Origin of the sequence: Lysinibacillus sp. NPDC098008 (genome assembly GCF_044760715.1) — a bacterium.
Taxonomy (GTDB): Bacteria; Bacillota; Bacilli; order Bacillales_A; family Planococcaceae; genus Lysinibacillus.
The window spans coordinates 272964-292842 of record NZ_JBIWBA010000002.1; the positions used below are offsets into that span (position 1 = coordinate 272964).

Here is a 19879-nt window from a genome sequence, read left to right on the forward strand (position 1 = left end):
TTTATGACTGTGCTTTTTTTCTTTCTACCTTTTCAAACATAGAAACATTGATTAATATGCCCATTGCTAAAGATAGAATAATTATAGATGTACCGCCATAGCTAATAAAAGGTAACGTTACACCGGTTAACGGGATTAACCCAGTTACACCCCCAAGATTAATAAACGTTTGCCAGCCAATCCAGCTCGCAATACCAGCCGCAATCATGCGTGCTAATGGGTCTTTCGTTCGCAATGCAATCGAAAAGCCCTTATATACAATAAAACCTAAACCAAGCAAGACAATTAATACACCCCATATGCCCAATTCTTCCATAATAATGGCCATAATAAAATCTGTCTGAGGTTCGGGTAAATATCCTAACTTTTGAATAGATTGGCCAAGACCTCTACCTTCTAGGCCGCCTCCACCAATCGCATAATAACTATTAACAACCTGATGACCGCTAGTATCCTCATACTCAAACGGATTCAAATAGGATAAAATCCGCCCTTTCCGATTGCCTGTCAGCAATTCTCCTTTAAATAACCATAGTATACCAAGAATTGCCGTGCCAAATGCACCTAATACGCCAAAAAACTTCCAAAATGTTTTAAAAGGAATACCGCTTGAAGCGACAACAGATACAGCAATCCCACATAAAATAATAACTGCACCTAAATCCGTTTCAAAAGCTACGCCAGCAACCACTAAAATCCAAAGAAAAATTGGGTAGAAAATTTCGGTTGGCTGAAGCTTTTCAAATGTATATTTTTGCGCTTTCCGATAAAAAGCAGCAGCAAAATATAAAATGATAAATAGCTTTGCATACTCAGAGGGCTGAAAATTCCCAAAAAACGGAACAGTGATCCAGCTTTGAGACCCTACTTCATCCGCTCCATTACCATTTACTTTTACCCATGTAAATAACACTACTAGCACAACCGTTAGCAATAGCATAATATTTTTATTCGCATAATGCTTATATGGGAAAAAGGCTGCTGCAAGAAAGCCCAAAAATGCCACGATTAAATTTGTTACTTGCTTTTGATAAAAGTAATCTGGCGCTTGTTCTTCACGCACAATAGCTATCATCATACTTGAACTATAAATCATAATTAAGCCAAATATACTTAACAATAGGACCGTAAAAAATAATGGGTAATCAAAATTTTGTGCATAACGTTTTAAATATTGTTTCATTCGAAAACCTCGTTCTAGTAAAAAAACTCAAAGCGCAAAAAAAGCGTTTGAGTTTTTCATTTTATTTGTCTGTATACGCATCGTGTAGTACAGAAAGCTCCTTCTCGAGCGAGTCGAGAATTTCTTTACCTTTTTCACGCTCAATTAAGCCAAGCTTTACAGCAAAGTCAATTTCACGTGATAGACCAAACATTTGTGTATCTAATACTTCCTCATATAGAGGGCATTGTGGCATTGTTAAATGATCCATTTGTACTCGAATAAGGCGAGCAATTTTATCTGCATCAGCAACTAAAAGCTCCAAAGCCTTCTCTTGAAAAGAAGTTTGTGATTTCGTATCCATGAGGACGCCCCCATTATCTGATATTTCTTCGATTCTATCTTAATAAAGTTTATCTTTTAGTTGTTAAAAATGCAAGTGTCTTCATTGGAAAATAGAGAATTCAAATTATATTTCTTTATTATCCCTAGGTATTAGCGTTATACTAAGTCATGGATATACAAGTTTTGAGGAGGATTTCTATCAATGGAAACAATAATTCCTATCAAAGGTGCAGTTTTATACCAACTAACATTAGACCCGACTGTGTGGATTTTTGATGATCGTAAATTAGATTTAAACACATACTTTGTGTCACAAAATATTGAGGAAGATGCAGATACCAAATATATGCGCGAGGTAGGGGCACACTGGTCACGCGAAATTATGGAGGGGGCAACATTCCCACCTACATTAAAATCAGAGCGCAAATTTGACCGTAAAGGAATGGAAACAGGTACATTCGGCATCGAATTAAGCCATTTTTTAAATAATGCCGAGCTTCAACCTGAAGCAACAAAAATCGTCTTTGAATGTAAAGATGGACAAGAGTATCCATTTACAATTGAAGAAGCGTATACATTAATTTTAAAATATAGCCAAGACGGCAAACCTCTACTGGAAGATGGCCCAATCCATGTATTACTGAAAGACGGCTCCAATGTAGATAATCCTATTAAAAATGTCTTAGCCATTCGTGCGGAATAGGAGGAAATGCCATGCGCGTCAAATGCGTTATTTGCGATGTGATTAATCATTTAGATGATGATTTACCTTTAGCTAAAAAGTTGCGCAATCGCCCAATTCATACCTATATGTGTGATAGCTGCCATACCCGTATTAAAGAAAATACAATTGCGCGAATCGAAACAGGTAATTTCCGCTTTTATCGCACATCTCCACAAATGGATAAAGAATTTTAATAGACGAAAAAGAGGTGCTTTATGTTAAGTCACCTCTTTTTTATATTAGCTGCTATTTTTAATAATAGCCCTTTCAAGTAATTCTACAACCTGATACATAATTGTTGCAAAAAATGCGATGATTAGTAGGGACATCAGCACAAGGTTAAAATTAAATACTTGGAAGCCATAAATAATTAAATACCCGAGCCCTTTGGAGGCAACTAAAAATTCCCCAACAATAACCCCTACCCATGATAAACCTACATTTACTTTTAAAGTCGAAATAATCGTAGGAAATGATGCTGGCAAAATGACCTCTTTAAATATTTGCCATCTCGTTGCACCAAAGGTTTGTAGCACCTTACTATAATTGGGGTCAACCCCTTTAAAGGCTGTATATACTACGATCGTTGTAATAATAATGGAAATCAATGCACCCATGGCAATAATCGAAAAATACCCTGGACCTAATGCAACAATTAAAATAGGTCCAAGTGCCACTTTAGGCATTGCATTTAAAATCACTAAATAAGGGTCAAAGACCTTTGATAGCAACGGAAACCACCATAGCACAATAGCGATAAACGTACCTAGTAAAGTCCCGGCGATAAAGCCTATAACTGTTTCCATTAGCGTCACACCAACATGTAATGTTAACGTCCCATCACTGACTTTTTCAACAAATGTCTGCCAAACCTGTGTTGGTGAACTAAAAATTAAACGATCAATCCACTCAAACCTAGAGAGAAGCTCCCATCCTCCAAAAAATATAAGCAAAATAATAAGCTGATATAGCCGCACAAAACGCTTTTCTTTTTTTAGCATTTGCTGATATTGTTTAAATAATGTATTATCCAAGGCTCTCCAGCTCCTTCCAAATTGTTTGGAATACGTCCGTATAGGCTGGATGCTGTCTTACATCAAAGGGTGAAAGCTCACGAAGCACCTGTGGAATTTCAAACACTTTATGCAATGTGCCTGGATTTGCGGAAAAAAGAAATACACGCTCACTCATTGCAATCGCCTCACCAATATCATGCGTTACAAGAATAGCTGTTTTTTTATACGTTTTTAATGTTTCTACAACTAAATCCTCAAGCTTTAATTTTGATTGATAGTCTAAAGCCGAAAATGGCTCATCTAACAATAAAATTTTCGGATTCACAGCTAATGTGCGAGCAAGTGCCACACGCTGCCTCATGCCGCCTGATAATTCGCGTGGATAATTTTTGCCTATGTGTGGCAAGCCTATTTCCTGCAAAAGTGCATTGGCTGTTACTTTATGTGTTTTCGTCTTGCGCTCCATCAATTTTAAGCCAATTGTGACATTCTCCTCGATAGTTTTCCAAGGAAATAAATAGTCTTGCTGTAGCATATAGCCAATGCTAGGCTGATGAAGCGTCGACAGCTCCTCTCCATCTATATAAATTTTCCCCTCTGTTGCAGGGAATAATCCCGCGATAATAGATAATAATGTTGTTTTCCCACAGCCACTTGGTCCGATAAAAGATACAAATTCACCTTCCCGAATGCTTAAACTAATATCATATAATACTTCCTTTGCCTGGGTGCTTGAAAAATAACTATGGTGAATGTTTTCTAGCTGTAAAAATGTCATATTATTCAACAGCCTTTTTTGCAAAGGTTGTATTAACTAGCTGTTCATACTCCACACGTTGAGGAAGTTCACCTGCTTCCTCCATAATTGTTTGCAAGTGATCCCACTCTCCTTTATCAAGAATAGGATCTGTCGCATACGAGCCTTGTGCCTTATAACGCTCTACAACTGTTTTAATAACCGCTATATCCACATTTTCAAAATATGGCTGGATAATTTTTGCCACCTCTGCTGCACTTTCATTTTGCACAAAATCTTGTGCACGTTTTAATGCGTTCGTAAAAGCCTGCACAGTTTGAGCATCATTCTTTAGGTAGCTGCTTTTTGCCATAAAGGATGTGTAAGGTATTGTGCCAGATTCTGTACCAAATGATGCAACAATATAGCCCTTGCCCTCTTTCTCAAAGACACTTGCAGTTGGCTCAAATAATTGAACATAGTCGCCAGTACCTGAAGCAAAAGCTGTGGCAATATTAGCAAAATCAATATTTTGAATAAGCGTTAAATCGTTCACAGGATCTATACCATGCTTTTTCAACACAAACTCTCCAGCCATTTGAGGCATGCCACCTTTACGTTGCCCTAAAAATGTAGAACCCTTCAACTGATCCCATGTAAAACTATCCGTCTTCTCTCTTGCTACTAAAAATGTACCGTCCGTTTGTGTTAATTGCGCAAAATTTTGAATGGGGTCATTCGCTCCTTGCAATGTGACATAAATGGAGGTTTCTGATCCCACTAAAGCAATATCAATGCCATCTGACAATAAAGCCGTCATTGTTTTATCGCCACCTGCAATGGTTTGTAGTTCAACAGCAAGACCCTCCTCCTCAAAGAATCCTTTCTCAAGTGCTACATATTGTGGTGCATAGAAAATCGAACGGGTTACTTCTCCTACTTTGACTTTTTCTAGCTCTGCTTTATTACATGCTGTCAAAGAAAGGAGTAACAAAGCAATGACACTGAACCATAAACCTTTTGTAAGCCAACGCATTCCCTTTCCTCCTTGATGTGATCAAAATTAGCCTATCAGCATTAATCTATTCACATAAGAAGATTTCGGTTCCTATCCATTTCTACAAAAAAGCAGCCTTAGCATAATAATGCTAAGACTGCATGTAATAATCTATTGATTTGTAGCTTGTTGTTCTTCTTTTTTTTCACGCCATAATCGTGTTTTATAAACAATTAAAATTAAGGCCGCTACAATAAGCCCTTCAACCATTGGAAGATATAATGCAAAGAATGTCAACATAATACAGCCTAAAAATAGGAAAATATAAATAATCATATTTTGTGACCATTTTAGTTTCTTTGCAAAGCCTAGTTTGTAGACAATTGCTGACAGTATAAACACAAGGAAAAATAAAATATAGCCAGCGATTTCATAGCTAGGCATATTTTGATATAAAAAGCGTGTAACTCCAGCCATTTTTTTATAGGCTTCCTCTGTTTCCTGTATATTTACTTGTGCAGCCACTTGAATAACATTTAGTTCACCCAGTAAAGCGGACTTCAGACCCAAGATTCCTCTTCCTTTCACGGAAGCAAAAGATTATTGTTCAGCGTTTTTTAATTTTTTCGCTATTCTTTCACGTTCATTTTTATCAAGAATTTGTTTACGAAGACGAATAGACTCTGGTGTAATTTCTAAATACTCATCATCGTTTAAAAACTCTAATGCTTCTTCAAGCGTTAATAAACGTGGTTTTTTAATAACGTTTGTTGCATCTTTTGTCGCGGAACGAACATTCGTTTTTTGCTTCATTTTTGTAATATTAACAGTGATATCATTGTCACGTGTGTTTTCACCAACGATCATACCTTCATAAATTTCTGTACCTGGCTCTACAAATAGTGTACCACGGTCTTCTACCTGCATCATACCATAAGTTGTTGATTTACCTGTTTCCATTGATACAAGCACACCTTGGTGACGTCCACCGATACGTCCTGGAATATATGGTTGGTAGCAATCAAATGTATGGTTAATAATCCCAAACCCTTTTGTCATTGACATAAACTCAGTTGTATAACCAATTAAACCACGAGCAGGCACTAAGAAAATAAGACGAACTTGGCCATTGCCATTGTTCACCATATCAAGCATTTCACCTTTTCGAGCACCAATCGATTCAATAATAGAACCAACATTTTCTTCTGGCACATCAATTTGTACACGCTCAAATGGCTCACATTTCACACCATCAATTTCACGAATAATTACTTGTGGTTTGGATACTTGCAATTCAAAGCCTTCACGACGCATATTTTCAATAAGAATCGATAAATGCAGTTCTCCACGACCAGAAACAACCCATGCATCTGGTGAATCTGTATCTTCAACGCGTAATGACACATCTGTTTGTAGCTGTGAACGTAAACGCTCCTCTACTTTACGAGCTGTTACCCATTTTCCTTCACGGCCTGCAAATGGCGAATTGTTTACTAAAAATGTCATTTGTAATGTTGGTTCATCAATGCGTAATGGTGTTAAAGCATCTTGATGGTCAACAGGACATACTGTTTCACCAACATTGATGTCTTCCATACCTGATACAGCAATTAAATCTCCAGCTTTTGCTGATTGGATTTCTTCACGCTTTAAGCCAAAGAAACCGAAGAGCTTTGTCACACGGAATTGTTTCACTGTACCATCTAGTTTCATTAATGCTACTTGTTGTCCTACCTCAATTGTACCACGGAAGACGCGGCCAATCCCAATACGACCCACATAGTCATTATAATCTAGTAATGCCACTTGGAATTGTAGTGGCTCTGCTGAGTTATCCACTGGCGCAGGAATTGCTTCAATAATTTTTTCAAATAAACATTGCATATTTTCTTCTTGCTTTGTTGGATCAGCATCAAGAGAAGCTGTACCATTTACACCAGAAGCATAAACAACAGGGAAGTCTAATTGATCGTCATCTGCTCCTAATTCAATAAATAATTCCAATACTTCATCCACAACTTCTAATGGACGAGCTGAGTCTTTATCGACTTTGTTTACAACTACAATTGGTGTTAGCTTTTGCTCCAACGCTTTTTTCAATACAAAGCGTGTTTGCGGCATACAACCCTCATACGCATCGACAACTAGTAAAACGCCATCTACCATTTTTAAAATACGTTCTACCTCACCACCAAAGTCGGCGTGTCCAGGCGTATCAAGGATGTTGATACGAGTTCCGTTATAGTTTACTGCAGTATTTTTGGCTAAAATTGTAATACCACGTTCGCGTTCAATATCATTAGAGTCCATTGCACGTTCTTCCACATGTTCGTTTGAACGGAATGTACCTGATTGTTTTAATAGTTGGTCGACTAAGGTAGTTTTACCATGGTCAACGTGGGCGATTATTGCGATATTGCGAAGATCTTGACGTAAGTTTGTCATTATTCCACTCCATATTCTTTTTTCGAATGTTTAACTGTGATATTATAGCACAAGAAGGATAGAAATGTCCTTATTAGAATTTCCATCATTCTAAAAAATATATTTGATCGACAAATTTTTATATAGGGGGCTCGACTATGAATCGTGCAAAAATCGTTATGGCCATTTATGCATTAGCCGCTATTTTAGCGATGTGCTCTATCGGCTATTCAATCGCAGCTAGCAGTGTCCTTGGTATCATTGCAGGTATTGTGGCTACATGTGTCATTTTCATGACAGCCTTTAAAATGAAACGCAAACTACGTGCACAAGGGCTGCTCTAAACAACATACAGCCAAAACAACAAGCTTTCAGCTAAAGAAAAACCAAACTACCTTGCGAAAAACATTTCGTAATAGTTTGGTTTTTCTCGTTATCGTTCGCCTTTACAGAGGACAATTGTATATTGGCTATAATTCATATTGCTCTACAATATCATTTAATGCTTGACTTAAGTCTGTTAAATGCTCGGCTGACATAGCGACTTGTGCAATAGCGCTAATTTGCTCATCAATAGATGCTGTAATTTCCTCAACAGCAGCGGCAGTTTGACCTGAAATACTTGAAACATTTTGGACAGCCTGTGTAATCATTTCATTTTGCTTTGTAATCATTGCCAGCTCTTGATTGAATACTGTAATTGCCTGTGTTGTTTCTGAAATAGCTTGCATAATATGACCAAATTCCTGCTCTGTTTCATTTACTACTGTGTCTAGCTGCTGTGAGCGTTGAATATTGCTTGCTACAGCATCCACTGTTTTTTCTGCGCCCATTTCAATCGCGGCAATCATACTTTGAATTTGCTTTGTTGCCTCATTGGATTGCTCCGCCAGCTTCCGTACCTCCTCAGCGACAACAGCGAAGCCCTTACCATGCTCCCCAGCACGTGCCGCCTCAATACTAGCATTTAATGCTAATAAATTCGTTTCAGATGAAATGCTTTCAATCGTTGTTGTAATTCTAGATATTTCAGCAATTTCATTATGTAAAATCGTAATATTTTTACTGACCTCATTAGAGGAAACTAATGATTGTTCATTAGACTGCTTTAAACGTTGCATCATTGCTTGACCTTGATTAGCTGTTAGCTCCGCCTGTGCAGTGATTTCTTGAATCGTACGGTTTTGTTGATTCATAGCCTCAATTGATGTATTCAGCAGCTCAATTTGTTGAGTTGTTTGTTCTAAATCTGTTGCTTGGTTTACTGTTCCATTAGCAATATCATTCATCGCTCTTCCAACCTCTTCACTACTAGAAGCCGTTTGCTCTGAAATCGCTGATAAAGACAGTGAAGTTTCTGCCACCTTACTGCTTGTTTCTTGAAGCCGTCCAATTAAATCTCTTAATTGCACTAGCATATTGTTAAAGGACTTACCAAGATAACCAATTTCATCATTTGATTCTGGCAATGTTTGGGGCTGAATGTTACGTTCAACAATACGTAAAAATGCCATTGAAATACTTTCTAATAGCTTAAATTTTTTACGTGATGTTAGGTAAAATAATGCTGTACTAATGAATGTAATAATAATTGTGATAAGAGCAATATACCATTTCACCTGATTCAGCTCGCCATAGAATGTTGTATCAAATACACTCATTCCAACAGACCAATCCCATGGCTCAAATTGAACCATATAGGCAGTTTTAGTTACCTGATTGCCGTCGCTATCTACATCCTGAAAATGATGAAAATGTTCCTGAGAATTTGTGGCTTGTGCAGCACGCACCATATTTTCACGATTTGTTGTATCATCAGGTATATGCCCTATTGGGTTTGTAGGATGGAGAACAGCGGCATAATTTGCATTATAAGCAACTAAATAGCCATCTTTTTTATAAAGGAATGCAGAATTTTTATAATCATAGCCTTCAGCAAGTTGTGGACCATTCAACAATACCCTTGCCCTATTTTGTGCTTCTTCAAGCGATAGCTCTCCTGCCTCTACTTGATCATTTAATACTGTTAATGTCACCAAAGCAGTATCAACAAGATGTTTAATATCGCTTTCTCCTGCTGCTACAAGCTTTGTTTTAGCTAAATAATAGCTTGTACTACCAATACCTCCCGCTGTTAGTATAATAATACAAACAATCAATAAGGTTAATTTTGTAAAAATACTATTAAAAATAGAGCTTTTGTACTGTTCCTTCATTTTTATCCACTTCCTATTTTTAGTTTTCCCTATACCCTTTATATTTTATTGTACATGCACTATGCTAAAAGTGGTAATTGTTTTTTATATACATGACTATCGATTTAGTCATCACGTTTTACAGCTAATAAAAAAGTAATATAAACCATTAATAATGGTTTATACTACTTTTTTCTATTTATAGGGCACGATGTATTTCTCTAATAATTCTTGGTGAATGGCAGGGTTAGCTATAATAAATGTATCCTGATGTAGAAAATCAAAGCCTGCTCCATGTAAATTTGTGGCAATAGCGCCGACTTCCTGCGCAATAATTGTACCGCCAGCAATATCCCATGGTGATAGACGCATGGATACATAGGCATCTAATTTACCACTAACCACAAAGGCGATTTCCATTGCGGCTGAGCCATAGGAGCGTGTGCCACGAACTTTGCGAATCATATCAATCACTTTTTCATGGTGAATATGTCGATTAGGCGCTACCCAATGTGCGTTAATGCCAATAACAGCCTCTTCCATTGTAATCGTTTGTAGCTTACGCAATGGTGAATCATTATACCATGCACCTTGACCTGCAACCGCATAAAATAAATCCTCACGCATGACATCAAATATGTAACCAAGCTTTCCTATACCATCCACAAAAATGCCAATAGATATCATAAAATGACGGTGCTGCTTCACGAAATTCATCGTGCCATCGATGGGATCAATAATCCACACAATGCCATCCAATGACTCTACCTTTTCGCCCATTCCTTCTTCCCCTAAAATTTTATGCGTTGGATCAAAAGCTTTAATTTGTTCAATAAAAAACAATTCCGTTTCTCGATCAATATTTGTTACAAGGTCATTTGCCCCTGACTTTGTTTCAATTACGAGGTTATACGAAAAGGCCTTTCGAATACGACTTCCTGCTTCAAAAATAATTTGTTGTGCAAATTCATCTAATCGTTGTAAATCCACTAAAAACCCACCCTTCGAATATAAGAAAAGGCCCTTTATTTTCTTTACCGAATGCTATATACCTTTCCTCATTACTTAACAGCTCACTTCTTGATGACATCTACATACTTTCATTATGTTGTAATACCTATTTTACCCTTTGTCAAAATAAAAATCACCTGCTGTCGGAATATTCAGCAAGTGATTTTTAAATAGGTATGAGATTGTTGTTACGCATAGGCGTGCAAACTTTCCAGTTCCATCTGAATCTCAGCCAGACGTTTTTTACTTTTTTCAATTTCAATTTCATTATTGTCATTCATCGCTGCGAAGAGAGATGCTAATTCGTAGTCTAATTCTAATTGTAAAATGTGCTCATATTGCTTTTCAATGTCAACTTTACGTATAATTTTCACAACTGGTTTCATAAAAAACCACTTCCTTTTTTTAATTTTTTTACAAAAACTTTTTCAATTCGATAAAGTTCTTGTTATAAGATTTTTTCCCAAATTCATTGTAAAATAAACATGATAAATCGAAAGGAGCAAAGAAAATTGTCAAAACTAAAATGGACCACTAAAGACTTTAACGTTTTTACAATAGATGGCTTAGAACAAAGAATGGATGCCTTAAATACCCATGTACGTCCAAAATTTCATCAGCTTGGTGAAGATTTTTCTACTTATTTCTCCAGTCAATTAGGTGAAGAATTTTTCCCTCATGTTGCCAAACATGCTCGCAGAACTGTGAATCCTCCAAAAGATAGTTGGGTTGCCTTTGCTCCCTATAAACGAGGCTATAAATCATTGCCTCACTTTCAGATTGGTCTATGGCACACACATTTATTCATCGTCTTAGCTATTATTTATGAAGCACCACAAAAAAATATAATGGCTGAACGTCTAATTGCTCATAAAGCATTATTAGAGCAGCTTCCAGATGATTTTATTGTGTCAGGGGATCATATGTCTGCTGCAGCGATTGCCCTTCAAGAAGCCAAGGAGGACAAGCTTGATGCACTGCTAGTACGTTTACGTGATGTGAAAAAAGGTGAATTTTTAGTAGGTCGACATATTCCAAAAGAGCAAGCCGTTCAATTATCTGCAAACGAACTAGCTCAAACCATAGAGGAAACATTTAATCACTTATTGCCTATTTACAATGTCATTATAGGAAAATAACGGAAACTTTTGTAAAGGTAGTGTATACAACATATCGCTTTTTTACACAAAAAAATGGGTGTGAGAGTTTTCTCACATCCATTTCATGTTGTTGTAATCCTCTTTTATCAACGGCAGAACTAGACTTGCATGTTGCTATTATTTTATTTTTGTGCCAAATATATTTTTTATGCGAAAATATAATCATGGTCAGCTTTATTTCGAAACAGCTTTGATTAACGTGCCATCTGTAGCCTCTTTTGTTTGCTTAATAATGGGGTAGCTACTATAGCCGCTTACCTCTTCAAATTCGCGAAAAATTGATTTTTCCTCAGCTTGTGAAGGGACAATTTCTTTAAAGCGACGATATTTCGCAAGCATTACCTCACGCTTAATGCCCTTTTCATAAGCTTGTTCAATTCCCTCAAAAAATTGCACAACATCTACAATTTCCTTTGTAGACCAATCAGTTGAAAACGGATAAGAATATTCCATTTGACAAAACCACCTTTACGTTATTGCCCCCATTTTACGCGGATACCCTCAGCTTCTGCAACCATTCGATTGATGAGCTCCTCAACAGTTGGTATATCATGAATCATTCCTGTCACCTGACCAGCCCAACCAAATCCTTGACTTGTATCACCATCATAAATAAATCGTTTATTGGCTGAACCACTTATATAATCTTTTAACGCCTCATAGGTCGGCGTTTGCTGCTCAATTTCTAAAATCTTTGCTGTAAAATCATTGCGTAGCGCGCGCGCTGGTGCACCGATTGAACGTTTAATAATCGTTGTATCAGCCTCCGTACTAGCAAGCAGTGCCTCTTTATAAGCCTCTGATGCATCTACACATTCCTTTGTTGCAATAAAGCGGGTGCCCATTTCAATGCCTTCAGCGCCCAATGCATGTGCAGCCATCCAGCCTCGACCATCACCAATACCGCCAGACGCAATAACTGGAATGCCCACACTATCGACCACCTGAGGCACTAGTACCATTGTTCCAACATCATCACGCCCAAGATGACCACCACCTTCTTGTCCAACAACCATCACTGCATCCGCTCCAAGCTGTTCTGCCTTTTGTGCCTGTCTTCGTGCAGCAACAAGAACTAATTTTTTAATATTTGTTCCTGCTAGCAATTCAAAAATAGGTGCTGGATTGCCACCAGTCATTGTGACAACAGGTACTTCCTCCTCAGCAGCAACACGTACCATATCCTCATAGCCTTGACCATGCATACCAATGGCAAAATTTACACCAAATGGTTTGTCTGTTAATGTGCGTACTTTATGAATTTCCGCCCGTAATAAATCGGGATCACGTAAACTCATGGCAGTTATTTGTCCAAGTCCACCAGCATTCGACACAGCTGCTGCCAAATCAGCATATGCTAAATAGGCTAGTCCTCCTTGAATAATTGGATATTTCACCTGTAAAAGCTCTGTTACACGTGTATGCCAATTCATAAAACCTCCCCTTTCATACGCTACTAACTTCTCGTTATCCTGAAAAAATCCTTTTATTTTTTGTGAAAAGTCTATTTTTTCATGTCGTTAGGTGCTATAATTCATTTGTTTTCCTAGATATTATAAAGTGAGGTGGTACCTGCGTTGTCACAATTAGAGACTCCATTGTTCGACGTATTACTTAAACATCGGAACAGACATCCTATTCAGTTCCATATCCCAGGCCATAAAAAAGGACAGGGAATGGACCCTGCTTTCCGAGAATTCGTCGGCGACAACGTTTTATCAATTGATTTAATTAATATTGCTCCACTAGACGATTTACATTCACCAAAGGGCGCTATTAAGGAAGCGCAAAATCTTGCAGCGGAGGCCTTTGGTGCTGATCATACATTCTTTTCCGTTCAAGGTACTAGTGGCGCTATTATGACGATGATTCTAACTGTCGTTGGTCCAGGTGATAAAATTCTAGTACCACGGAATGTTCATAAATCTATTATGTCGGCGATTGTATTTGCTGGTGCAATTCCAATCTTTATTCATCCTGAAGTTGACAGCGAATATGGAATTTCTCATGGTATATCTCCTGAAGCTGTCGAAAAGGCTTTAACTGCTTATCCAGATACAAAAGCAGTGCTTGTTATTAACCCAACTTATTATGGCTTTACGGCTGACTTAAAACGTATTGTTGAAATCGCTCACAGCCGCGATATTCCAGTAGTAGTAGATGAAGCACATGGTGTACACATTAAATTCCATGATGATCTACCATATTCAGCAATGGAGGCAGGTGCTGATATGGCAGCTACAAGTGTACATAAGCTTGGCGGCTCTATGACACAAACATCCATTTTAAATGTGCGTGAAGGACTTGTTTCAGCAAAACGTGTACAAGCTGTTTTTTCTATGCTTATGACTACATCAACATCCTATCCATTGCTTGCGTCACTCGACACAGCTCGACGTCAGCTAGCCATTCATGGGTATGATTTAATTGATGATGCATTGCGTCTAGCAAAGGATGCACGTAAACGTATTAATCAAATTCCGCATTTAAAATGTGCAGGTAAAGAAAAGCTACATTCATCTGCAACATATGATATGGACCCTTTAAAGCTTCTTATTAGTGTGAAAGATTTAGGTATTTCAGGGCATCAAGCTGAGGAGTGGCTTCGTTATAATGCCAATATTGAAGTAGAGCTATCTGACCTATATAATATTTTATGCTTAGTAACATTAGGTGATACTAAAAAGGAAATTAATCTACTTATCAATGCACTTAGCCGTATGTCAAAAACATTTGATTCCGAAGCGGCTATTACGGAGGCAGTGGTGAATGTTCCAGAAATTCCAGCTCTTGCTATGTCACCACGTGATGCCTTTTATGCGGATACAGAGGTTGTTCCTCTTGCAGAAGCAGATAACTGTATTTGTGCAGAATTTATTATGGTATATCCTCCTGGTATTCCAATTTTTATTCCCGGGGAAATAATTACCCAAGAAAATATTCATTATATTCAAATGAATATTGAAGCTGGCTTACCAGTACAAGGACCAGAGGATACATCTTTAAAAACAATTCGCGTTATTAAAGAACGCAAACCAATTATCTGAATATAATAATTATATTTATTAGTGATAAAAATATAGCGATTGAAACATAGCACTCAAACAAAAAAACCAAGCTATGATGAAACATGAAATAAGTGTTTTATCATATAGCTTAGGTTTTTTTCTAATTATCTCAGCTTTTTTATAGAAATAAATAAACAAATAGTGGACAGAAAAATGCGCCAATTACAGCTGTTAAGCCCATAGATAATGAACCAACTGATAGCTCCTGCTCCCCGTATTCTCTTAGTTTGACAAGCCCTACACCATGAGAGGCACTGCCTACTGCTACACCTCTACTAACAGCCGTATCCAACTTGCCATACTTAATGACTAGTGGGCCAATAATCGCTCCTACAAACCCTGCAATCATCACAAATACTGCAGTTAAAGGTGGAATACCACCAATCATTTCACTTACCTGCATCCCAACAGGTGTTGTTAATGATTTCGGCAGTGCTGTTAGCATCCAGCTTTCCTTTACACCTATCCATTTCAGCAACACAAAAATGGTCGCTAAGCCTGTTATCATCCCAATAAATAGCCCTGATAAAATGGAATATTTATATTTCATAATAATTGCTCGTTGATTATAAAGTGGATAGGCAAGTGCAACAACTGCTGGTCCTAACATTTTTTGTAGCCACTCCCCACCTTGCATATAGGTTGCATATGGGATATCAAATACAAGTAAAATAACTGCACTGACAATTGTTGTTGTCACCAATGGAATCATAATGGGATGCGGATAGCGCTGATAAAGTTTTGTAAATAATATAAACATTACAACTGTGCTTAACACAACAATCGCTTCAATCAACTGTCAATTTCCCCTCCCTTTCCTCTGTAACAGCCTCTTTTTTTGACAGCTCTTTTTTCTCAATAAGTTGTGTCAGCACACCTGTTACATAAATAGAGATTAATGTACTAGCAATAACGGCTAAAATAATAAGCACACCTGTGCCTGATAATAGCTCTGGATAATCAATAACACCTACTGTTGCTGGAATAAAGAACAGTGTTAATACACCAATTAAAAAGCCAGCACCATCTTGAATATATTCAACCTTAATCACTTTAAAAATGAGTGAAAGTGCTAATAAAAGCAAGCCCACAATACTGCCTGGAAGTGGAATATGTAAATAAGATACAATGCCTACCCCCAAGTAATAATAAATATTCAGTATGCCGATTTGAACAATGATACGCACAGCTCGTAAAAACATTGCAGCAAAATTTTCATTCAACATTTCGCCACGTTTCACCCCCCATGTCACCTATTCTACATCTGTAGGAATTTTCTGTCTATTATAATTTTAGAAAAATAATTAACAGCTACAGAACAAAACAAATAATTCTATGAAACAGCATTAAAATTCTTTTTCTGCAAAAATATTTATGATGACATAACATAGTTATTGCTTTATGATCAACACCCTTTTACCAATTAGAAATATACACTATTTAGAACTTTTTATTTTCCTCACTATCTAGTAAATTTTTAAATTTTTCTATATAATCGGAAATTACAAAAGATACTAGCTTTTATATCATACTAAAATTTCCAGAATACATCATAAGGTGGGGTCTTCTATTATCTTTAAAACGTTAAAACTCCAAACACGCTTTGCCTATTACAGCAGCTTTTTAATTTTTATTATTGTTACTTTAGCAGGTCTACTTTTTTATGTCACAATTTCTGATGCATTACAAACACAAATTGGTAACCGAGCGCTATATTTGGCAGAAACAACTGCTAGTAGAGGCGATGTTGTGGCAGCCTTTCACACAGACAACCCATCAGAAAGTCTGCAAAAAATTAGCAATGATATTATGCATGCCGCAAAAGCTACTTATGTTGTCATAGGTGATAAAAATGGCATTCGTTACACCCATCCCATCGCAGACCGTATTGGCAAATCCATGGTTGGTGATGATAATGACAGGGCATTGCGAAACGGTGAATCCTATATATCAATCGCTGATGGCTCAATGGGACAATCTATTCGCGGAAAAGCACCTATCTTTGACGCCAATGGCTCTATTATAGGCGTTGTATCAATTGGCTACTTAACAAGCGAATTAGGGAACTTATATTTTTTATACCTTGATAATATTTTTTATACGATGGTAATTGCACTAAGCATCGGTATTATCGGCTCTATTTTTTTATCCCGTAATATTAAAAAGCAAATTTTCAATCTGGAGCCAAATGAAATCGCCAGCCTATTAACAGAAAAAAATACGTTAATCGAGTCTGTTCGTGAAGCGATTATTACGGTAAATGATAAAGGCGAAATTACAACCTTAAACAATGCTGCCGCCAATATTTTAAATTTAACTGACAAAGCTTCTATCATTGGTAATAGTATCGAGCAACATATACCGCATACACACCTTCTTAATGTGCTAATGAATGGTGAAAAACAGCTTGATAAATTAATGATTGTTAACGGACATGAAATTATTGTAAACCGCGTCCCTATGAGGGTGAATGGTAAAATTGTTGGTGCTGTTGCAAGCTTCCGTTTACAATCAGAAATTGAGCAAATGGCAATTGAATTATCACAAGTAAAACAATATACAGAAGCTTTGCGTGCACAAACACATGAATTTAATAATGTTCTTTATACAATTTCAGGTCTTATTCAATTAAATGCATCTGATGAAGCATTATCGATTATCCATAAAGAGGTACAGGGGCACTCCTCTTTAACACAATTTATTACAAATCGTGTGAAAGACCCATTTTTAAATGGTCTAATTATCGGGTTTTTTAATCGCGCTCGCGAATTAAAGATTCAGTTGATTTTTGATGAGGATAGTTATTTAGAAACATTCCCTGAAACTATCGAAAAAAGCCTTATTATTTCGATTATGGGCAATTTATTAACCAATGCCTTTGAAGAGGTTGAAAAAAATAAAGAGCAACAACCAATTGTAAGGCTTTTTATATTTGATAATGGAGAGGAAATCATCTTTGAGGTTGAGGACTCTGGCAATGGTTTAGCGCAAGAAAAATTAGATGTACTCTTTTCAGAAAATATTTCTACAAAAGATAGTAAATATCGCGGCTATGGATTAAGGAAAGTAATCACCAGCATCCATGATCTAAATGGCACACTCGCTCTTGGGGAGGGCGATTTAGGAGGTGCCCTATTCATCGTATCTATTAGCAAAAGGGGGACTATTATCCATGAATGATATTGAAGTGCTAGTAATTGAAGATGATGCACGTGTAGCAGACGTACATTGTCGTTTTTTAGAAAAAATTGAAGGCTTTACAGTCATTGCACGTGCAAACACTGGTGAAGAAGCTTTAGATTGGCTCCAATCATTTTCACCACAGCTTATCTTACTTGACGTATTTTTACCAGATATACTTGGCGTTGATTTAATTGATAAAATCAATGAAATAAGCCCAACAAGTAGCATCATTTTAATTACCGCAGCCACCGAGGCACATATTGTCCAGAAGGCTTATCGAAAAAAAGTCACGGACTATATTTTAAAGCCATTTACATTCGATCAGCTAAAAGAAAGTATAGAAAAATTCCGTTTCAAACATCTATTGCTTCAAAATAATGAGAAGTTTACACAAGAAAAAATTCAATATCTTTGGCCAAAAGCAGCTTCAGCTATCCCAAAAGATACACAGCTGCTATTACCAAAGGGCATTGATCCAACAACAATGAATCATGTGATCAATTACTTAAGTTCAATAGAGGATGGTAGTACAGCTGAACTGCTAGGCAAAAATATTGGTGTGAGCCGTTCCACTGCTCGTCGTTATTTAGAATTTTTAGTTACACAAAAGCAAGTATACACTGAACTGACTTATGGCACAGTGGGTCGTCCTGAACGACGATACTTTATTTCCAAATAAACTTTATGAACAAAATGACATTAATCCACATTATTATCACAATATTGTCACAATTCAGATATAAGTTATAGTAATGGTAGCGCTAGATTGATAGCGCTACCATTTCATTTTTTAAGGGGGATTTTTATGTGGAGGAAAATTTCAAAAATAATGGTAGCTGGCTTACTATTTACTAGTTTAGTTGGCTGTTCAGCATCAAATGGAGAAACAACAGAAGGAAAGAAAGCAAGCGATTATCCGAAAAGTAATATTACGATTGTCGCTCCATCTGGTGCTGGTGGTGGCTGGGATTTAACAGCCCGCGCAGTAGCGAAAACAATGAATGATACAGGTTTAATTGATAAAGCAATTCAAGTTGAAAACAAGCCAGGTGGTGGTGGTGCTGCCTTTATGGCAACATTTGCTACAAAGGAAGCAGATAATGATTATATGTTAATGGTTAAATCACCACCAATTCTTATTAATCATGAAAAAGCTGAAGGAAATAGTAAATTCGGCTATAAGGACACTACACCTTTAGCACAATTAACGCGTGACTATGGTGCAATTGTTGTTAAAAATGATTCTCCATTCCAAACGCTTGAGGATGTCTTAAATGCCATGAAAACCTCGCCAAAAGATATTACATTAGCAGGTGGCTCTGCACCGGGCTCTATGGATCATCTAGTAGGCATTATTCCTGCTTATAAAGCTGGCATTGATTTAAAAACAATTAAATATGTTTCCTATGATGGTGGCGGTGAGGCTGTAACAGCATTACTCGGCGGCAATGCTGATGTAATTGCAACAGACGCTTCTACAATTGCTACTTATGTTAAATCAGGAGATGTACGTGTACTAGCCGTAAGTTCATCTGAGCGCTTAGAAGGTGAGCTAGCAGAGGTTCCTACATTTAAAGAGGCTGGTATTGACGAGGAATTTACAATTTGGCGTGGTATTTTTGGTCCTAAAAATATGAGTGAGGATGCAGTTGCTTATTGGTCTGAAAAATTACAAGCAATGTCTGAATCAGAAGAATGGCAAGCTGAAGTAACACGTAATGGCTGGCAGGCTGAATACCGCAATGCTGAAGAATTTACAGCTTACTTAGATAGTCAAAATGAAATAATCGTTGAACTGTTAACAGCTCTTGATATGCAAAAATAAAGAGCAACTTTTGTCAAGAAAGGAGCACAAGTA

At 37.1% G+C, this 19879-nt stretch carries 22 protein-coding genes; 8 read left to right on the plus strand and 14 right to left on the minus strand.

Annotated features, from left to right (window positions below; genetic code table 11):
- Position 1: 1 nt before the first annotated feature.
- A complete protein-coding gene (locus tag ACIQVU_RS03725; RefSeq protein WP_340804588.1) occupies positions 2-1183 on the minus strand; it encodes an FtsW/RodA/SpoVE family cell cycle protein in 1182 nt (393 codons plus the stop codon).
- 61 nt (positions 1184-1244) lie between these two features.
- Positions 1245-1526 (minus strand): Fpa/YlaN family protein, encoded by a 282-nt coding sequence (locus tag ACIQVU_RS03730; RefSeq protein WP_004224778.1) that lies wholly within the window; start codon positions 1524-1526, stop codon positions 1245-1247.
- 183 nt (positions 1527-1709) lie between these two features.
- On the opposite strand from ACIQVU_RS03730, the gene ACIQVU_RS03735 reads away from it, so the two are divergent.
- Both ACIQVU_RS03735 and ACIQVU_RS03740 read left to right on the plus strand, forming a co-directional pair.
- Positions 1710-2210, plus strand: a complete 501-nt coding sequence (locus ACIQVU_RS03735) for a peptidyl-prolyl cis-trans isomerase (RefSeq protein WP_340804582.1) — start codon at positions 1710-1712, stop codon at positions 2208-2210.
- Between the two features lie 11 nt (positions 2211-2221).
- On the plus strand, positions 2222-2425 hold the full coding sequence (locus ACIQVU_RS03740) for a YlaI family protein (protein ID WP_340804581.1): 204 nt from the start codon (positions 2222-2224) through the stop codon (positions 2423-2425).
- Positions 2426-2470: 45 nt separating this feature from the next.
- Here ACIQVU_RS03740 and ACIQVU_RS03745 read toward each other — a convergent pair whose 3' ends face one another.
- From ACIQVU_RS03745 to typA, 5 genes are all read right to left on the minus strand, one after another.
- Positions 2471-3265: an ABC transporter permease gene (locus ACIQVU_RS03745; RefSeq protein ID WP_340804580.1), complete on the minus strand. Its 795-nt coding sequence runs from the start codon at positions 3263-3265 to the stop codon at positions 2471-2473.
- Positions 3258-4025: an ABC transporter ATP-binding protein gene (locus tag ACIQVU_RS03750; RefSeq protein WP_340804579.1), complete on the minus strand. Its 768-nt coding sequence runs from the start codon at positions 4023-4025 to the stop codon at positions 3258-3260. Before ACIQVU_RS03750 ends, ACIQVU_RS03745 begins: the two co-directional genes overlap by 8 nt.
- A 1-nt stretch (position 4026) precedes the next feature.
- Positions 4027-5019, minus strand: coding sequence for an ABC transporter substrate-binding protein (locus ACIQVU_RS03755; RefSeq protein WP_340804578.1), 993 nt, complete (start codon positions 5017-5019; stop codon positions 4027-4029).
- Positions 5020-5151: 132 nt separating this feature from the next.
- Positions 5152-5550 (minus strand): YlaH-like family protein, encoded by a 399-nt coding sequence (locus tag ACIQVU_RS03760; protein WP_340804577.1) that lies wholly within the window; start codon positions 5548-5550, stop codon positions 5152-5154.
- A gap of 30 nt (positions 5551-5580) precedes the next feature.
- On the minus strand, positions 5581-7425 hold the full coding sequence (typA, locus tag ACIQVU_RS03765; protein ID WP_340804576.1) for a translational GTPase TypA: 1845 nt from the start codon (positions 7423-7425) through the stop codon (positions 5581-5583).
- Positions 7426-7562: 137 nt separating this feature from the next.
- Here typA and ACIQVU_RS03770 point away from each other — a divergent pair, with 137 nt between their 5' ends.
- Positions 7563-7748, plus strand: coding sequence for a DUF5325 family protein (locus tag ACIQVU_RS03770; RefSeq protein ID WP_053993786.1), 186 nt, complete (start codon positions 7563-7565; stop codon positions 7746-7748).
- A 126-nt stretch (positions 7749-7874) separates the two neighbouring features.
- On the opposite strand, the gene ACIQVU_RS03775 is transcribed toward ACIQVU_RS03770, so the two are convergent.
- From ACIQVU_RS03775 to ACIQVU_RS03785, 3 genes are all read right to left on the minus strand, one after another.
- Positions 7875-9620: a methyl-accepting chemotaxis protein gene (locus ACIQVU_RS03775; protein WP_402893916.1), complete on the minus strand. Its 1746-nt coding sequence runs from the start codon at positions 9618-9620 to the stop codon at positions 7875-7877.
- 174 nt (positions 9621-9794) lie between these two features.
- Positions 9795-10589 (minus strand): inositol monophosphatase family protein, encoded by a 795-nt coding sequence (locus tag ACIQVU_RS03780; RefSeq protein WP_340804574.1) that lies wholly within the window; start codon positions 10587-10589, stop codon positions 9795-9797.
- A gap of 209 nt (positions 10590-10798) precedes the next feature.
- Positions 10799-10996: a hypothetical protein gene (locus ACIQVU_RS03785; RefSeq protein ID WP_053993784.1), complete on the minus strand. Its 198-nt coding sequence runs from the start codon at positions 10994-10996 to the stop codon at positions 10799-10801.
- Between the two features lie 126 nt (positions 10997-11122).
- Between ACIQVU_RS03785 and ACIQVU_RS03790 the strand changes: the two genes are divergently transcribed.
- Positions 11123-11749 carry a YktB family protein gene (locus ACIQVU_RS03790; protein WP_402893918.1) on the plus strand — a complete coding sequence of 209 codons (627 nt, stop codon included), beginning with the start codon at positions 11123-11125 and terminating at the stop codon, positions 11747-11749.
- 195 nt (positions 11750-11944) lie between these two features.
- On the opposite strand, the gene ACIQVU_RS03795 is transcribed toward ACIQVU_RS03790, so the two are convergent.
- Together ACIQVU_RS03795 and ACIQVU_RS03800 are read right to left on the minus strand one after the other, a co-directional pair.
- The gene (locus ACIQVU_RS03795; RefSeq protein WP_340804572.1) at positions 11945-12223 is read right to left on the minus strand and encodes a UPF0223 family protein; all 279 of its coding nucleotides are present in this window, start codon (positions 12221-12223) and stop codon (positions 11945-11947) included.
- A gap of 20 nt (positions 12224-12243) precedes the next feature.
- The gene (locus tag ACIQVU_RS03800) at positions 12244-13203 is read right to left on the minus strand and encodes an NAD(P)H-dependent flavin oxidoreductase (protein ID WP_340804571.1); all 960 of its coding nucleotides are present in this window, start codon (positions 13201-13203) and stop codon (positions 12244-12246) included.
- Between the two features lie 144 nt (positions 13204-13347).
- Between ACIQVU_RS03800 and ACIQVU_RS03805 the strand changes: the two genes are divergently transcribed.
- Positions 13348-14817 (plus strand): aminotransferase class I/II-fold pyridoxal phosphate-dependent enzyme, encoded by a 1470-nt coding sequence (locus ACIQVU_RS03805; protein ID WP_340804570.1) that lies wholly within the window; start codon positions 13348-13350, stop codon positions 14815-14817.
- Positions 14818-14956: 139 nt separating this feature from the next.
- Here ACIQVU_RS03805 and ACIQVU_RS03810 read toward each other — a convergent pair whose 3' ends face one another.
- Positions 14957-15634 carry an LrgB family protein gene (locus ACIQVU_RS03810; protein WP_340804568.1) on the minus strand — a complete coding sequence of 226 codons (678 nt, stop codon included), beginning with the start codon at positions 15632-15634 and terminating at the stop codon, positions 14957-14959.
- Positions 15627-16079, minus strand: a complete 453-nt coding sequence (locus tag ACIQVU_RS03815) for a CidA/LrgA family protein (protein ID WP_340804567.1) — start codon at positions 16077-16079, stop codon at positions 15627-15629. Before ACIQVU_RS03815 ends, ACIQVU_RS03810 begins: the two co-directional genes overlap by 8 nt.
- Before the next feature lie 316 nt (positions 16080-16395).
- On the opposite strand from ACIQVU_RS03815, the gene ACIQVU_RS03820 reads away from it, so the two are divergent.
- From ACIQVU_RS03820 to ACIQVU_RS03830, 3 genes are all read left to right on the plus strand, one after another.
- The gene (locus ACIQVU_RS03820) at positions 16396-18018 is read left to right on the plus strand and encodes an ATP-binding protein (protein ID WP_340804566.1); all 1623 of its coding nucleotides are present in this window, start codon (positions 16396-16398) and stop codon (positions 18016-18018) included.
- Positions 18011-18700 carry a response regulator gene (locus ACIQVU_RS03825; RefSeq protein WP_340804565.1) on the plus strand — a complete coding sequence of 230 codons (690 nt, stop codon included), beginning with the start codon at positions 18011-18013 and terminating at the stop codon, positions 18698-18700. The genes ACIQVU_RS03820 and ACIQVU_RS03825 overlap by 8 nt, the downstream gene beginning before the upstream one ends.
- Before the next feature lie 126 nt (positions 18701-18826).
- Positions 18827-19846, plus strand: coding sequence for a tripartite tricarboxylate transporter substrate binding protein (locus ACIQVU_RS03830; RefSeq protein ID WP_340804564.1), 1020 nt, complete (start codon positions 18827-18829; stop codon positions 19844-19846).
- Positions 19847-19879: the final 33 nt, after the last annotated feature.

Coding starts and splice junctions, on each gene's coding strand:
- ACIQVU_RS03725 (WP_340804588.1), bottom strand. CDS start 1,183: ATGAAACAATATTTAAAACGTTATGCACAAAATTTTGATTACCCATTA.
- ACIQVU_RS03775 (WP_402893916.1), bottom strand. CDS start 9,620: ATGAAGGAACAGTACAAAAGCTCTATTTTTAATAGTATTTTTACAAAA.
- ACIQVU_RS03785 (WP_053993784.1), bottom strand. CDS start 10,996: ATGAAACCAGTTGTGAAAATTATACGTAAAGTTGACATTGAAAAGCAA.
- ACIQVU_RS03730 (WP_004224778.1), bottom strand. CDS start 1,526: ATGGATACGAAATCACAAACTTCTTTTCAAGAGAAGGCTTTGGAGCTT.
- ACIQVU_RS03795 (WP_340804572.1), bottom strand. CDS start 12,223: ATGGAATATTCTTATCCGTTTTCAACTGATTGGTCTACAAAGGAAATT.
- ACIQVU_RS03755 (WP_340804578.1), bottom strand. CDS start 5,019: ATGCGTTGGCTTACAAAAGGTTTATGGTTCAGTGTCATTGCTTTGTTA.
- ACIQVU_RS03770 (WP_053993786.1), top strand. CDS start 7,563: ATGAATCGTGCAAAAATCGTTATGGCCATTTATGCATTAGCCGCTATT.
- ACIQVU_RS03735 (WP_340804582.1), top strand. CDS start 1,710: ATGGAAACAATAATTCCTATCAAAGGTGCAGTTTTATACCAACTAACA.
- ACIQVU_RS03830 (WP_340804564.1), top strand. CDS start 18,827: ATGTGGAGGAAAATTTCAAAAATAATGGTAGCTGGCTTACTATTTACT.
- ACIQVU_RS03825 (WP_340804565.1), top strand. CDS start 18,011: ATGAATGATATTGAAGTGCTAGTAATTGAAGATGATGCACGTGTAGCA.
- ACIQVU_RS03800 (WP_340804571.1), bottom strand. CDS start 13,203: ATGAATTGGCATACACGTGTAACAGAGCTTTTACAGGTGAAATATCCA.
- ACIQVU_RS03750 (WP_340804579.1), bottom strand. CDS start 4,025: ATGACATTTTTACAGCTAGAAAACATTCACCATAGTTATTTTTCAAGC.
- ACIQVU_RS03740 (WP_340804581.1), top strand. CDS start 2,222: ATGCGCGTCAAATGCGTTATTTGCGATGTGATTAATCATTTAGATGAT.
- typA (WP_340804576.1), bottom strand. CDS start 7,425: ATGACAAACTTACGTCAAGATCTTCGCAATATCGCAATAATCGCCCAC.